The sequence below is a fragment of the Tahibacter aquaticus genome (assembly GCF_004363655.1).
Taxonomy (GTDB): Bacteria; Pseudomonadota; Gammaproteobacteria; order Xanthomonadales; family Rhodanobacteraceae; genus Tahibacter; species Tahibacter aquaticus.
Genome location: NZ_SNZH01000003.1, coordinates 377,778 through 391,927, shown reverse-complemented (window position 1 = coordinate 391,927; position 14,150 = coordinate 377,778). Strand labels below are relative to the sequence as shown.

Below are 14,150 nucleotides of genomic sequence, written 5' to 3'. Positions count from 1 at the left end.
CGAACGTGAGTGCAACCGTTGGTCCCAACAACTCCAGCAATCGGAACGTCGTTCACGTAGCGGAGTACATCCGCATGTCGAAGGAGCACCAACGCTACTCGCTGGAGAACCAAAGCGCCGCGATCCGCGCCTACGCCGACGAACGCGGCATGCGCGTGGTCAAGACCTACGCCGACGCCGGCAAAAGCGGACGAACCTTCGATGGGCGCGAAGCGCTGCAGCAGCTGATCACCGACGTGACGGCGGGAGAATCGGAGTTGGAGTTCTCAGTGGTGCTCGTTTACGACGTGAGCCGGTGGGGACGATCGCAGGACGCGGACGAAAGCGCGTACTACGAGTTCGCCTGCCGGCGGGCCGGTATCCGCGTGCTCTACTGCGCGGAGCCGTTCGAGGACGACAGCAGTCCGATGTCCGCGCTCATCAAGTCGATCAAGCGGACCATGGCGAGCGAGTTCGGCCGCGAGCTGTCGGTGCGGGTTTTCACCGGACAATCCCGACTTGTGGAGAAAGGCTACTGGCAGGGTGCGGAAGCGGCGTACGGTTTGCAGAGGATGCTGGTCAACGAACGAGGCGAGCGGAAAGGTGTGCTGCACCCGGGCGAGCGGAAATCGTTGCGCGAGGACCGGACGGTACTCGTTCCCGGCCCAGCACTCGAAGTGGCCGTGGTGATGCGCATCTTCCGCCACTTCGCCCTGCTGAAACACTCCATGAACCGGATCGCTGCAGACCTCAACGCAGAAGGAATTCCCGGTCCGGGAGGTCGGCCGTGGAAACCCAAGCGGATCCGGGCCATCCTTCGCAACGAGGCTTACATCGGCAACAACGTGTACAACCGCCGCTCGCGCAAACTGCGATCGCGCATCGTGATCAATCCAGAAACAACATGGGTTCGATCGAAGGGCGCTTTCGCGGGCATCGTGGATCCCGAAGTGTTCGCTGAAGCGCAGTCCGTGTTCGCTGCGCGCCGCCGCATGGCGCGCGTGCTCGCCACAAAGGATCCGACGAGGTCGCCTGAGCGACGTACTGAGCGTCCAGACTAATAGTCGTAACGCTCGAATCCTGATGCTTTCATCGGGGCCTCTAAAGCGCAGCTCGCTGTGTATTGCGTGCTGCCACCCACAGGCGCCGAAGCCACCGTGCAGTTCTGAAAGAGTACGTTTTTTCCTCCCACAAAAACGTTCACGCTGTTCGGACCCGGTGGCGGCGTCAAGTTGTATGCAGCTGGGTTGTACGCGGAAACGGCCACAACGTGATGACCCGATGAGGTCCCGTCGTAATCAAGGCTGAAGCCTTGATCGAAGTCCACTGCTGCGGGCGTGGCAACGGTGGGAACAAGCGCCGCGGTCACCGTAGAAACCACACTCCGGCAAATATTTGAGCTCGTTGGCGGATCGGTTCGCAAGTTGAACGCGGTGGTTTGAAGCCCACCTGCCTGAAGGAGCGTTATGCTCGTGTAGCAAATGAAGGGAGACGTAGCCCCCGGCGATGGCGTGAGTGTTACTACGACCATCGAATCCGTGGCGCTGCATGGTATGCGCCAAATGGTGGCGTTGACGGGCGAATCCGAATTGCTGGCCCGCCATACAACCGAACTGGTAGGACCAACGGGCGTGGTAGGCAGAGGCGCAGAACCACAGCTGTTGGCACCGTAGGCGGCCGGCGTGCCAGCCATTGCCAGAATCGTCAAGCAAAGTCGTGTGCGCACGAACCTCTCCTCCTGAAAGTTAGCCTTTACCAACGGCTCGCCGGCGGAGCCGCTCAAGGTCCGTGTCCGCCGGATCAAGATGCATACGGCGGTGGCAGTTAGGGCACAACGCAACGGTATTGTCGATGGTGTCCGTCCCGCCGTCGGACAACGGCAGGACGTGATGGCACTCCAAAAACGGCTCGTTGTCGAACACGAAGGGAGCTGGTTTCGAACAAAGGTCGCACCGCCCATCGGCGCGCCTCTTCGCGTGGCCAGCAACGTACGGATTCCGCTTGAACACGAACGAAGTGCGCGCACTTTTCTTCGGAAGACGCTCAGCTGCAAGCGCACGCCTTCGAAGCTCTTGCAAGGTCATGCGTCTTAAGTCGATTGTTGAATCCCGGGCCTTGAACGCCGCGACCGCTGAAACGAACTTGGAGACACCGCGAACTCCTTTGGGGTCATCGAGCAGGGCGATCAAAAAAGCTTCCCGCTTCTTTCCACGACGCTCCGCGTTCGACACCTGCACAGGTGTTCCATCGAACCAGCCAACGAAGGCCGATTGACCCACGCCAGCCTTCCCTCCTCCTACCTTGCCGCTGTGAAGCAGGGCAAGTCGTCCGCTTGAAACTTCGCGCGCAAACAAACCGGCCACGGCCGGCGCAGCCCCGACGATCGGAGAGTTGATCTCGACCGTTATCTTGTTTGAGCCGGTAGATCGGAGATCCGCGGCAAGTCCGAACGCGTTCCAGTACCGCGGGTACTTCACGCCCTCGGTGACGATCTGTCGGTGGTGCCAGATGTCTCTGTTGGATCGAAGGCTTTTTGTTTCGACATTGCCCCCTTGATAGCCGATCATGAAGGTGCCCGGACACCTTGGCATTGCTGAATCGAGCAACCGTTCAAACGCTCGCTGCGCAACGCCGATGTCGTTCTGCGATGTGATCAACTCAAACTGTGCCATGAGCCCCCTACCTGCCTCTGCGCTGATGAGGCGGAAGAATAGTTTTTTGAACACGACTGCGGCGGCCAGTGAGAAGCGAACGGAGCGCCTTCTTTGCTATATGCACATAAAGAAACGTTGGATACAAGGCGACATCGTCGGGAAGGACTGGTAGTGCGCCCGTCGCAAGCTTTCTTTGCCTTGCCCCAGATTGAAACCTTTCGGTCCGCGGTTGCTCAGGACGTTGTCGCGCGCCGACGCAGCAATGCCTCGAGGACTTGCTGTGCGGCGACACCATCGGTCTCAAGCCGATGCAACAGGGCCGCCAAATCGATCGACTCGGAAGCTGAGACCTGAGCCGCTGCTCTCTTTGACAAGGCAGGCAAACCGACCAACGAACGCAGCTTGTTCTCCCGCGCTTGGTAGCTCGGCCGCAGGACTTCCGCCTGCTCCTGGATGTACCCCGACGTCGCGTTGCTCGGCGTAGCGCCGGTTGCGCCCCGGCTGTGGTTCAACGCGGCGCCGACGATGAGCAGACGCCCAAGACTCTCAACCGAGACCTGCACCTGGCCGAGCTCGGTTGCCAACGTGCGACGGAGGTCGTGCGCGGTGATCCAGAGGCCGGTGTGCTTCTGGAGCGCCAGCAAGACCGATCGTGGGTTGTTCAACGGCTTGCCCCGTTGACGGGACGGAAACACCCAACACGCTTCGTCGTCAGGGCGCCATGCGCTGTTCGCGGTACGCCGCTCGACCAGGACCTCTTTCGCCCACGGGGTCAGCGGCACAACGCCGGCCTTGCCCGACTTGGTGACCGAGGCCGGGAACACGATGAGGTTGCGCTCCAGGTCCACGTCGTCCCATTTCAGCCGCGCGGTCTCCTCTTTCCGCGAACCCCACAGCAGGACGCATAGGAAGAAATCCAGGAGCACGCTCGCGTGAGGCTTGACTTCGCGGCTGCGCGGATCCGGCCGCTGCCGCAGGATGTCCGGATCGTGAGCTTGGGCGCGCAGATCCACGAGCTGCTTCAGCCAGGACTGTCCGGCGTCGCTGGCCGTGGCCAGATACGTCTCCCGCCGCACCGGCTGCGGCCATCGCTGATCCGCACGCCACGCCGCGAACGGGCCCACCCCACGCCCGGACGGAAGACCGACCTTGGGTGACGCACGCGCGTAGGCCGCCGAGCAATAGGCGAACAGCTTGGCGACGGTGCCGCCGCTCAGCGATTTCGGCCCCCAGGCCGGCCGCTTCGTTCCATCGGCCACCGCGCGCAGCAGCGGGCCGAGGGTTGCCTCCACCGCCGCCTCGTCGATGTCGTGCACGGGCATCACCCACAAGGGAGCCCCCGTCATCCATTTGGGCACTTTCTTTCGGTCGGCCGTGGTGCTGGCTTTGGCTTTCCGGGCGCGGGCTTCCACGTAATCGTCAAACGCCACTTTGAGCGTCAGGCCGTCGCGTTCGCGCTCCGACTGCGCGGCCCGCTGCCGCTTCTTTTTCTCGACGAGCGGATCAATGCCCTGCTCCATCAGCCCGAGCCAAATCTTGGCTCGCTTGCGCGCTTCGGTCAGGGAGAGCCGCCGGTAGCCTTCGTCCGCGCTCCACCAGTGCCCCATGGCCCGGCGCATCGGCGCCCCGGCAACCTTTCGCTGCACATACCAGGTGATCGTGCGCGGCGTCAGGCGGAGGAGCAGGCCTCGAACGCCCTTGTCCCGAACCACCCACTCCTTCGCGCTGGCCGGCGTCGGCCCGGCGGGTCTCCCCTGCGCATCCAGCATCGTGTCAAAGCGGAGGATGTCGAGGATTTTGGGGGTCAGGTCGAGGTGAACGGAGGTGGCCATGGGAAGCCGCGCGCCTGGGGGATGGCGCGTAGGCTACCAGAGGTCCTGGCTCCCCTATGGCTCCCTAAAACCCTCGGTCAGCCGCGGTTACCGACGGCCTGTTGCCAAGCGATATTTCCGTAACCTATTGATTAATAAATATTACGTGTCCGAGGCTCGATCAACAATTCATCGGACCTTCCGTTGAAAATCCCCGTGTCGGCGGTTCGATTCCGTCCCCGGCCACCACTTATCCTTGCAGAATCAAGCAAATAAGCAGTGGCTTCGTTGCCTCCTGTTGCACCGTTTTGCCGGGTTTTGGCGACACGGTTACACACGAATTACACAACGCATTTTTGCACTTGTGTAAAGCAATCGACACCCTGAGCGCTACTCCTCTACTCGTCCGCTGTGATCACTCGCCCACGTCGGCGATGGCGGCAGGTACGACGTACCGCCACAGGATCTGCCTGGGATGGTCCGGATCCGGCCCAACAACTCGGAAACCGCACTTACCTGCAACGGCGCTCGCACGCTCGTCTCCGCTCATGGTGCGGACCGTGGGCTGCGTGCCGTAGTCGCGCGCCAGCGTTACCAGCACGCTCAGGATGAGTCGACCTAGGCCCTGACCTCGATGCTCGGAAACCAAGTAGACGGCTAGGTCGGAATACTCGCCGCACAAGTCGCCGTGCGCGACGACAATACCCACGATCACCCCGACTGGCCGCGATTCGACCGCTGCAACCCACGGGAGCGGGAAGTGCGCGCAGCGGGCCGCATATACCTCGGGCTGCTCAGCTATCGCCCACACCCCGCGCGTTCCCTCGTCGCACATGAGCTCTGCATAGCGCGCCAGATCGTCGGGGTCGAAGCGCCGCAGTCGATAGTCTCCAAGGTCAACAACTCCACCGCTGCTGGAGGTGAGCTGCAGGTAGTGCGATTGCCCCAGGAGTCGATTCGCCGGCGGCATGGCCTATTTCCGGAACAGCTGCTGCAGAGCCCTGGCCAGGCAGTACGGGACGACCACCGCGGCCGCGGCGAGGCCTGCGCCGGCCGCCTGCTGCGGCGCGCTCTCCGCCAGCACCCAGGTCGAAATCAGCATTACCGAACCGTACAACGCCCCCGCGATCGTCAGGTACCAGCCGAAGCGCTCAACGAACCCCGGCGCATTCCCATCCGGCACGGCAGCCGCCACGCGGGCTCGCACGGATTCCACCTGGCGCTGCTGGTGCTGCGCGAGCGCGGCGCGGGCGTAGATCACCCCGCATTGCGGGCACGCCTCCATGGCCTGGCCGGTGGCCGCGACGTTCTCGTGTCGACACTTGGGACAGGTGATGACCATGCATTCCTCCAGGAGTGGTGCAGTAGGTCTGCCGCGTGCTAACTGTTTCTCTCACGGGCAGCAAAGCGCGCACTGATCATTGGTCTTGAAAGGTACGCCAACACCCGCCCTAAACTGAGGTCGACGCTAGTCGTGTGCCTTCGGACCCTTGGTATTACGCTTTGGGGAGTCGCCAGTTTCGGCGTGGTCCTCGCCTCGGTCGTCGCGCATGCGCAACACCGGCGCTTCGGCGCGGCGATCGGCACAGCCATCTTAGGCGCAGTCCTGTACGTTCCCTGGCTCTGGCTGGGTTGGCCGATTTTGAAGAAGGACCTGTTCGGCCGTTAGTCAGCGGTCTTGTGGGACACGTCAAAACATGGACTCTTGGAAAGAGTTACTGACTTCGTCCCGGCTACCCCGGCGATCGTTGTACGGCCGACGCGGTAGATCACCTCAGCGGAGCAGCGGCATGAGCGAACATAACCGGCACGGCCTACCACGCAGCATTCCCGAGCCGAGAAAGCGACTAGTGCGCCAAAGATGCGGCTTCGGATGCGTGGTTTGCGGGTCAGCGGTCATTCAATACCACCATTTTTCGCCTGCTTTTTCCGAAGCCAAGGACCACGACCCGGAAGGGATAACCCTTCTCTGCGGAACCCACCACCAAGAGGTGGGCAATTGGCTATCAGATCAAGACGTCATCAAGCACAACGCCGCACCGTATTGTCAGAGTAAAGACGCACACCGCCTGGTGCGAGTGCAGGCGCCACTATACGTAATTGCCGGGACAGCAATATTCTTTGGTACGGGGGACCTCATCACTGTAGGCAGCGAGCCTGCACTTAAGATCGTCGTGGAAGAAGGCAGGCTATTGCTGAATGCGACATTTTTTGATGACGCCGGCCGTCCGACTATAAAGATTGTCGACAACGAATTGTCCATTTGCCGAGATACGTGGGACGCGCAGTTCGTTGGCAAGCAAGCAATTGTTCGGGAATCCGCTGGAAGAATCTCGCTGAGATTTTCGGTGATTGCCCCGAACTGCATCTATTTTGAGCACCTCGATTTCGCTTTCGGAACGAGCCGCGTGGTTTTCCGACCAGATAGATTTGAGCTATGGAATCGCAACGGGCTCGCCGTCGGAAATTCTAACTTCGTCCTTTGCTCGGGAGGCGGCATATTCATTGACGAATCTGGGCCAAAATTGCGAAATTTAAGGTTCTTGACTTATAGCTCGGATAGATTCGTGGAGCTTGCGAAAACGGGCCAGGTGCAACTTCTCTTGTCCGAGCTTGGTATGCATTGAAGAAGAAAAGGAGGTTGAGGGGCGTGGTGCCCCCTTGCCGATATGGGAATCCCCATGTCGGCCTGGCCGAAAGGTCCGATTTCAATTCCAACCTTTCCTGACATCGGTACTCCGATATCGCTGCTGATGGTCACGCAGCCGGGCTGTGAATAAATTGCTGAATAATCTCGCGTGGTTTTGACAGACGCATTGCCGTGGGGTGGTGAAACACCACCCCATCCGAAGGGCGTCCAGAGATTGGACACCCTCGCCGGGGGCAACACTCAGATTCTGGGCCTACATCGCGGCCGGCAAAAATTAACATCGCCCCTGCTCCGGCCTGAACCTTCGTGGCTATTTCGTTTCGGGAACGCCAGGGGGCGCGTCAGCCTGGCGGGCAGCCGGAGTTGTCTGAGTCGGCGCAGGGAGTGCAGGCACCTGAGTTGGCACCCATGGAACGTATGGCGCCGAAATTGCCGTCGGCGCCCTCGGCTCGTGATCCGCGCTCTTGCTGATGAAACCCAGCCCACCCAGCACCGCCACCACCGTCGCGCCCGCCACCACGACCCACCGCGTGACGCTGGACTCCGATTTGTGAACGTCAGCCCGGACACTTTCCATCTGGGACTTCAGTTCTCCGCTCAGCTTCGCTATATCAATCTGAAGCTGACTATTCTGCTGCGCTTGCAGGGTCGCGTTCCTCGAAAGTTGTTCCTTCAAGTGGGAAATCACCCCGTCCCGGGCGCGCGACGTATGCCGCAGCGTGGACTCGATGTACCGGACACTTTCCTCCAGTCGCAACACGCGGTCAGCCAGAGAATCGGAATCCTCTGGGCCCGGCAACGTCTCATCTCCATGGCGCATTCGCTTTCCCCTTCTGCCCTAGCTCTGGGCCTCACCGTACTGTGGCGCCAGTACACAATACCTCTCACCTTACTGCCAATCACCGGTGAATGGAGTTCCGTGACTGGTTGCGGATCGGGTTTTCAAGTATGCCAGCTCAGCGGACTAGGGAATCCGGGAACAAAATACTGCTGTCCTGACCGCATGCAGTGCAACGACGATGTTAACCAGCGATGCAAACCTCGATAAGCGCCCTAAAAATCTGACCATTTCCAGCACCAAGGCGGCCTGCTGGCAATTCCTGTTTTCTACAGGAGTTGAATCGGATCAGCGGCGTGCGGCGATAGACGGAATTCCGGCTTTCTGCCGGAATTGAGCCTAATCAGGGGTTTGCGGCAATTGCTGGAATTCCAGCAATCCAGTGCGCTCAATGGTTTACGGGGCGGACGAGCCCGTTGGCATTGCCTAGGACGTGGGACCGCCCGACCGGTCCCCAAGCAGGCATCGCGCAAATACTACGGCGAGCAGCACTATCCCAACGAACGCATCGCCAACGCTGCTAGCGAGCCTGGATATCGGCACGCCGAGACGCTCGAGCACGCCATCGAATAGCACCAGTCCAGCTATTGCTCCGAGTGTGGCCGCTGCCCGCGGCGACCGCAAAGGAGGCCACCGAAACAATGCCGCAACTGACGTGGCTATCAAGAGCAGAACGCATCCCACCGGCACCACAACTATCACGGTTACTAACGGATGTGATGGGCCGAGTCCCGAATAGATCGGATTCACCCAGCGCTCCAGAGCCGCTGCTGTGCACCCTACTGCAACACTGCTCACCACCAGGCCGAACAACGAATAGGCGATAACCGTTTTCCTTGCCATTGCCTTCATGCGAGCCTCCAAGCAAAGGTTGCCTCCTGTACCCTACCGAAAACCAGGTCGCAGCGTGCTCAAGCTCCGGTTTGAAACCGGACCTTTCCAGCACCAGGGCCGGCCTGCTGCCAATAGTGGCTATCTGCCACAGTTGAATCGGATCAGCGCCTTGCTGATCGCATGTGGCTGTTGTTGGCGCCAGGCCGCGGAGGCAACGCTGGCGCCGGCGGCAGCGAGTGCGACCATCTGGTGGTGCTGCGGCGTACAGCGGCCCGAAAACTGTCGAGCACCGCGGTCCTTTGCACCCGCGGTTACGTCATGTCGTCGTAGGGTCCCCGGCAATCGGGGGTACGGGTTCCTGCGCCGGCGCGCAGGCGATGGGCTCCACCTGCTGGAGCCCATCGGATTGGCCTGCAGCAGGCGCCGTGTCGGTACCGCCCACCACAGCGAACTTCGGGCGCGGCGGCTCGAGTGGCTGCGTCAGGATCTCCAGCACCTTCAGCCGCTGCGGCTCATCGTTGGGACACAGCCTGCTGGCGTAGTCGCGCGCCAGCTCTTGCAGGAAGCTGCTGCGATGGCCACCCGCGCCTCCGTGAGCCAGACACGACAGTCCCTCGAAGAGGCAAACATCGTCGCAACGCAAGAACATCCGTCGGACGCCAGACAGCGCCATCTGGTGCTGACCAAGGGAGGATCAGTCCTGATTCGTCGCCTGAAACCGCTCTGGCAGGCCATGGACGCTGCCGCGCTCGAGGTAGCTGCTGCGGCCGGCGACGTAGTGGCTGCACTCGACCGCCTGGACGCGGTACTCACGCGACAGTCGATGTTCGAGCGCATTGTGGAAAAACTTCCGGGGAACGGTGCCGACTCCCGCACCCCACGCAAAAAGTCGTAGCCGATGGCTGGCGGCGACTGCAGCTCGGACAGGGAAAGCCCGCGCTTGAGCCCCGGCCCCTGCGGAGAATCGGTCACGCAGGGGAATGTGCAAGAGTTCCGCGGCCCCGACATGACCGATCTTCGCCGCGAAGAGATCCCTGGCTTCACGGAAAGGCCGCACGCACCGAACCAGAATAAGTATATTTATCACCAAAAGACATCGACACCTGCCCGCAATGCGAGTTCGTCGACGCAAATGGCGGCGGTGATCCTATTGACGCATTGTTGACAACGCCGCTTCTTGGGCTGGCACGCAGCATTACCGAAACCGGGCAGAGGCTGGCCGCCGAGCCGATCCCGCGTGCCGCCGTCAGGCAAGCCGGCAGCAAGCAGCCGCTTCTTGCAATCCCGTCGGCCACGCCTTCGTGCAAACTGCCGTGGCCGTCGAATATAAGCCCTTTACGATCAATGCCTTGAACATGGCCCGTTTGATGCTGTGGGCATCTGCCGATCCCTAACCCCCGGCGGAGAGCTGCAATGGCCAGGAAATACGATCAAGCCCAGGTCGAACAACTGCTTTACCAAGCCCTCGAAACCGAACAGGGCGGCATCAAGATCTACGAGACGGCCATCACCTGCGCGGTGAACGACGACCTGCGCAAGGAGTGGGGGGAATACCTCGAAGAAACCCGCACGCACGAGAAAGTGCTGCTGAACGTGTTCGAGTCGCTGGGCCTCGACCCCGGCGCCTGCCCGCCGGGCCGCGAGGTGGTCGGGCACATCGGCAGTTCGCTGGTCCAGGCCATGGAAATGGCCAAGGCCGCGGGCGACCCTGCAGCTGCGCAATTGGTGGCCTGCGAATGCGTAGTACTGGCCGAGACCAAGGATCACCAGAACTGGGAACTCATCGGTCATGTGGCCGACAAGTCCTCCGGCCCGGCCACGAAGATCCTCAAGCAGGCCCACGAGGCGGTCGAGAAAGACGAGGACCATCACCTCTACCACACCAAGGGATGGTGCCGAGAATTGTGGATCGAGTCGCTGGGGCTGCCTGCTGTATTGCCTCCGCCGGAAGAGGTCAAGAACGTCGAAACCGCGATCGGTGCATCCCGGGCGGAGCAGGCGCGCGATGAGCTGCTGAAGCGGCACTGAGCCTGCCGCAAGGCAGCAACTGCCAGGAATGGCCACGCCAGCCATAAGCAAAACGCCGCGCACGCATCGTGCGCGGCGGCACTGCCGATCACCGGCTTCATCAACAAACATTACCTCAGGAGAACATCGTGGCCGAGCGCAAAGACACCTTCGAAGACGGCAAAGCGGCACTGCGGGACATCAAGGACAGCCTCGCGGAAGGCTCCGCAGCGGTGCGTGCCGGCGTTGCCCGGGCAGCCGATGACGCAGCCGACGCGGCGCAAGCCGCTGGCGAAACCGCACGCGAGCACGGCCGTCGTGCCGCACATGCAGCCAAGGCGGGCGCCACTGCCGCGCGCGACAGCCTGCGCGACGCGGCGAACGATGCAGGTGCGCACATCATGGACGGCGTAGAGAGCGCCCAGGACGAGATCGAGGAAGGCATGCAGGAAGCAGGAGACGACCTGGAAGACGCCGTGGACGCCGGCAAGGCAGCCTGGACACAGGCAACGGACGCGGTGCGCGAAGTCTCGCGCGATGCGCTGGTATCGGCGCGCGAGACGCTGGCCGACGCGCGCGAAGAAGTCAGGGACTACATCCGCGCCAAACCGCTCGGTGCACTCGCTGCCGCCGGCGCGGCCGGCTTCGTACTGGCGCTGCTGCTGAGGCGCTCGCGCTGATGGATGCGCCGGCTCCGCCGAACGATGGCGCAGCTGCCCGCTCGATGCTCGATAGCACAGCGCGTGTGGTGATTGTCGGGCGGCACGCGCTGCCCATCGTTCGCGCCTGGGCCGGGCTGGTCCGGGCCGAGGGCGATGTGGCGCGCGACAGCCTGTCAGGCCTTTTGCTAGCGGCCGCTGTCGGCGTGGCGGGCGCGCTGATTTTCCTCACCGCCCTGGTCGGCGGCGCCATGCTCGGCCTGCGCGAACTGGGATGGCCGGTCTGGGCCGCAACGGCGCTGCCGGCGGGCCTCGGTCTGAGCACAGCCATCGCCGCAGGCTGGGTCGGCTATACGCGTTTTGTACGCCTGACATTTCCGCAAACCCGGCGCCGCCTTGGCGCCCTGCTGGAGGTACTCGATGAAGCGTGATTCGTCGCCGCTAGCCGTGCAACGGGCAGCCCAACGCCTCGACCACCGCCTGGTTGCCTGTGCCCATGCAGTGGAGCAACGGCCGACACGCAGCGCCCTGATGAACCCCTGGGTGATCGTCGGCGTGATTGCCGCGTTCGTGCTGCTGCCGCGCCGTTTCAAGAAACCGGTGCTCAAGGCGGCAGTGCCCATGGCCCTCGGCCTGCTCAAGTCACGCTAGGGCGGATGACGGTCGAGCCGAGGTGGTCGCACCAACGGGTTCACTCCACCCGTCGCCGCCGTCCGAACGCAGGCCCCGAAATACTCCACGCCATCAAATAGTGCTTCTGACATGACACGGAACGTTACGCCCACTGCCAAGATCGCTCCCCCACCGCTATGGAAAGCAGCCGGGGAGATGCGTGTATTCCTGAATATCGGCAAGTCTGCCCTGTCGCGCCGGCGTCCCCGCCGGCGTGGGCAGGGACAGCCCGTACTCGTCGTACCCGGCTTCGGCACCTCCGATGTCGCCACCGTTCTGCTGCGCGGCTATCTCGACGCCGCGGGGTTCGACGTACATACCTGGGATCTCGGCATCAACCGAGGTCCACGCGGCGACGTGATGCGCAGGCTTTCGTCGCGCGTGCGCTCCATCGCGCGCAAGACGCGGCAGCGCGTCCGCATCGTCGGCTGGTCGCTGGGCGGCCTGATGGCGCGCGTCATCGCCGGCCGCATCCCGCAGCATGTCGGCCGGGTCGTCACGCTCGGCTCGCCGTTGACCGCAGATCCCGCGTCGAGCCATTTGTCGCGAATCTACGGATGGTTCGGCGGCGACTCGCTGCAAGGCCGTGCCGTGCAAACCATGCTGCGCGATGGCGCCCGTGCACCCGTGACCTCCATCTTCAGCCGCAACGACGGCGTGGTCGCCTGGCAGGCCTGCGCGGAGGCCGCGGGATCTTGCCGTTCCCTCGAAGTGGATGCCACGCATCTCGGCCTGATCGTGGATCCCGACATTCTGGAAATTGTCTCCCGTGAAGTGGCGCGGGCGCCCGAGGCCGCCGCGTAAGGACAGCACAACCGCTTGGCTTTCGCATCGATGACAGGAGGAATTCGCCATGACCAGGCCGGTTTCCCGGAACACGGCGTCGAGCGCGGCGGCGGCGAAACAGCGGCGCGAAGCGGCAACGCGCAGTCGCAGTGCGCCCGCAGCGTCGTCGGCAACCGAGCCGATGCGCTGGACAGGTGCCGTAGCCGCACTGTATCGCGCCGACCCCATGACCCTGGCAGCTTCCATCGCGTTCTACACGGCGCTGTCGTTTGCTCCCATCGTGGTGTTGAGCCTGGCCGTCGCAGCACAGTTCTGGCCCGGTTCCGAGATGCGCCTGGTGGATCAGCTGGGTACCTTGCTCGGCACACAGGTTCGCGATGTTGCTCGGCTGGTGATCGAAAGCGGCCGCACCGAACGGTTTGTCTTCAGCGCCTCCGGAATCATCAGCCTGGGCGCTTTGCTGGTATCGGCGTCAAGCGCTTTTGCACAATTGCAGGATGCGATCAACCGCATCTGGATGATCCAAGCGCCGGCACAGACCAGCGCGCTGTGGGCATGGGTGCGGCGCCGCCTGCTTTCGCTGGGCATGATTGCAGTGATCGGCTTCTTTCTGGTGATCACGCTGGTCGTCAGCACCTTGCTCAGCGCCGCCCTCACGCAGGAGGGCTGGGGCTGGGTCGTGCTCAACGAAGCGATCACGCTGGGCATTTTCACCCTGGCTTTCGCCGCATTGTTCCGCTTCGTGCCCGACGAGAGGGAGCAGTGGCGACCCATCGTCCTGGGCGCATTCGCAACAGCGCTGCTGTTCGACCTGGGCAAGTGGGCGCTGGGCGCCTACCTCGCCTCTACCGACCAGGCAGACGCCTACGGCACTTCCGGGTCCGTGGTTCTGCTGCTGGTCTGGGTCTACTACAGCTCGCTCATCGTTCTGGTCGGCGCCGGACTGACCAGCTGGGTTTCCGACCGCTGGAAGCAGCGTCGCTCCCGGCCAGCAGTCGCGCCAGCTGCGGCCTAGTCGGTACCGGCACGTCCGAAGGGTCCCTGCATTGTCACCCTGCGCGAAGAAGCCGCCGTCTGGCCGGCCTTGCGTATCACCCAGGCATCGGACAACACACGCCTCGACAAGAATCGGCTGGAAAGCCAGACAGTGACCGCACTGTGTTCCCGCACAAGCATTTCCTCATCGAGTTCGACATGGACGCATTCGCCGACCTGTGTCCGCTGCCTTCACAACGCTTCACGGCGACGTGAGTTAGTAGT

Annotated in this window: 14 protein-coding genes; 10 read left to right on the top strand and 4 right to left on the bottom strand. The window is 62.6% G+C overall.

Annotation, left to right across the window (positions count from 1 at the left end):
• Positions 1-5: 5 nt before the first annotated feature.
• Positions 6-1,040, top strand: coding sequence for a recombinase family protein (locus DFR29_RS07110; protein WP_166653935.1), 1,035 nt, complete (start codon positions 6-8; stop codon positions 1,038-1,040).
• A gap of 684 nt (positions 1,041-1,724) precedes the next feature.
• Here DFR29_RS07110 and DFR29_RS07105 read toward each other — a convergent pair.
• From DFR29_RS07105 to DFR29_RS07090, 4 genes are all read right to left on the bottom strand, one after another.
• The gene (locus DFR29_RS07105; protein ID WP_133817889.1) at positions 1,725-2,651 is read right to left on the bottom strand and encodes an HNH endonuclease; all 927 of its coding nucleotides are present in this window, start codon (positions 2,649-2,651) and stop codon (positions 1,725-1,727) included.
• A gap of 215 nt (positions 2,652-2,866) precedes the next feature.
• On the bottom strand, positions 2,867-4,465 hold the full coding sequence (locus DFR29_RS07100; protein ID WP_133817888.1) for a tyrosine-type recombinase/integrase: 1,599 nt from the start codon (positions 4,463-4,465) through the stop codon (positions 2,867-2,869).
• A 394-nt stretch (positions 4,466-4,859) separates the two neighbouring features.
• Entirely contained in the window at positions 4,860-5,414 is a 555-nt protein-coding gene (locus DFR29_RS07095; RefSeq protein WP_133817887.1) for a GNAT family N-acetyltransferase, read from the bottom strand.
• A gap of 3 nt (positions 5,415-5,417) precedes the next feature.
• Entirely contained in the window at positions 5,418-5,786 is a 369-nt protein-coding gene (locus tag DFR29_RS07090) for a hypothetical protein (RefSeq protein WP_133817886.1), read from the bottom strand.
• A gap of 448 nt (positions 5,787-6,234) precedes the next feature.
• Here DFR29_RS07090 and DFR29_RS07085 point away from each other — a divergent pair, with 448 nt between their 5' ends.
• The 9 genes from DFR29_RS07085 to DFR29_RS07050 all read left to right on the top strand — a co-directional run bounded on the left by DFR29_RS07085 (position 6,235) and on the right by DFR29_RS07050 (position 13,905).
• Positions 6,235-7,071 carry a hypothetical protein gene (locus DFR29_RS07085; RefSeq protein ID WP_133817885.1) on the top strand — a complete coding sequence of 279 codons (837 nt, stop codon included), beginning with the start codon at positions 6,235-6,237 and terminating at the stop codon, positions 7,069-7,071.
• 1,042 nt (positions 7,072-8,113) lie between these two features.
• Entirely contained in the window at positions 8,114-8,269 is a 156-nt protein-coding gene (locus DFR29_RS29055; RefSeq protein ID WP_166653934.1) for a hypothetical protein, read from the top strand.
• A 1,071-nt stretch (positions 8,270-9,340) separates the two neighbouring features.
• Complete coding sequence (locus tag DFR29_RS07080) at positions 9,341-9,661, top strand: MarR family winged helix-turn-helix transcriptional regulator (protein WP_133817884.1); 321 nt, start codon at positions 9,341-9,343, stop codon at positions 9,659-9,661.
• 518 nt (positions 9,662-10,179) lie between these two features.
• The gene (locus tag DFR29_RS07075) at positions 10,180-10,794 is read left to right on the top strand and encodes a hypothetical protein (RefSeq protein WP_133817883.1); all 615 of its coding nucleotides are present in this window, start codon (positions 10,180-10,182) and stop codon (positions 10,792-10,794) included.
• 128 nt (positions 10,795-10,922) lie between these two features.
• Positions 10,923-11,453 carry a hypothetical protein gene (locus tag DFR29_RS07070; RefSeq protein ID WP_133817882.1) on the top strand — a complete coding sequence of 177 codons (531 nt, stop codon included), beginning with the start codon at positions 10,923-10,925 and terminating at the stop codon, positions 11,451-11,453.
• Between the two features lie 44 nt (positions 11,454-11,497).
• On the top strand, positions 11,498-11,863 hold the full coding sequence (locus DFR29_RS07065) for a hypothetical protein (protein ID WP_133817881.1): 366 nt from the start codon (positions 11,498-11,500) through the stop codon (positions 11,861-11,863).
• Positions 11,853-12,083: a hypothetical protein gene (locus DFR29_RS07060; protein ID WP_133817880.1), complete on the top strand. Its 231-nt coding sequence runs from the start codon at positions 11,853-11,855 to the stop codon at positions 12,081-12,083. Before DFR29_RS07065 ends, DFR29_RS07060 begins: the two co-directional genes overlap by 11 nt.
• Positions 12,084-12,260: 177 nt before the next feature.
• The gene (locus tag DFR29_RS07055; RefSeq protein ID WP_133817879.1) at positions 12,261-12,908 is read left to right on the top strand and encodes an esterase/lipase family protein; all 648 of its coding nucleotides are present in this window, start codon (positions 12,261-12,263) and stop codon (positions 12,906-12,908) included.
• A gap of 163 nt (positions 12,909-13,071) precedes the next feature.
• Positions 13,072-13,905 (top strand): YihY/virulence factor BrkB family protein, encoded by an 834-nt coding sequence (locus tag DFR29_RS07050; RefSeq protein ID WP_166653933.1) that lies wholly within the window; start codon positions 13,072-13,074, stop codon positions 13,903-13,905.
• The last annotated feature ends 245 nt before the right edge of the window (positions 13,906-14,150 follow it).

Coding starts and splice junctions, on each gene's coding strand:
- DFR29_RS07105 (WP_133817889.1), bottom strand. CDS start 2,651: ATGGCACAGTTTGAGTTGATCACATCGCAGAACGACATCGGCGTTGCG.
- DFR29_RS07100 (WP_133817888.1), bottom strand. CDS start 4,465: ATGGCCACCTCCGTTCACCTCGACCTGACCCCCAAAATCCTCGACATC.
- DFR29_RS07095 (WP_133817887.1), bottom strand. CDS start 5,414: ATGCCGCCGGCGAATCGACTCCTGGGGCAATCGCACTACCTGCAGCTC.
- DFR29_RS07090 (WP_133817886.1), bottom strand. CDS start 5,786: ATGGTCATCACCTGTCCCAAGTGTCGACACGAGAACGTCGCGGCCACC.
- DFR29_RS07085 (WP_133817885.1), top strand. CDS start 6,235: ATGAGCGAACATAACCGGCACGGCCTACCACGCAGCATTCCCGAGCCG.
- DFR29_RS29055 (WP_166653934.1), top strand. CDS start 8,114: ATGTTAACCAGCGATGCAAACCTCGATAAGCGCCCTAAAAATCTGACC.
- DFR29_RS07080 (WP_133817884.1), top strand. CDS start 9,341: ATGGCCACCCGCGCCTCCGTGAGCCAGACACGACAGTCCCTCGAAGAG.
- DFR29_RS07075 (WP_133817883.1), top strand. CDS start 10,180: ATGGCCAGGAAATACGATCAAGCCCAGGTCGAACAACTGCTTTACCAA.
- DFR29_RS07065 (WP_133817881.1), top strand. CDS start 11,498: ATGCTCGATAGCACAGCGCGTGTGGTGATTGTCGGGCGGCACGCGCTG.
- DFR29_RS07060 (WP_133817880.1), top strand. CDS start 11,853: ATGAAGCGTGATTCGTCGCCGCTAGCCGTGCAACGGGCAGCCCAACGC.
- DFR29_RS07055 (WP_133817879.1), top strand. CDS start 12,261: ATGCGTGTATTCCTGAATATCGGCAAGTCTGCCCTGTCGCGCCGGCGT.
- DFR29_RS07050 (WP_166653933.1), top strand. CDS start 13,072: ATGCGCTGGACAGGTGCCGTAGCCGCACTGTATCGCGCCGACCCCATG.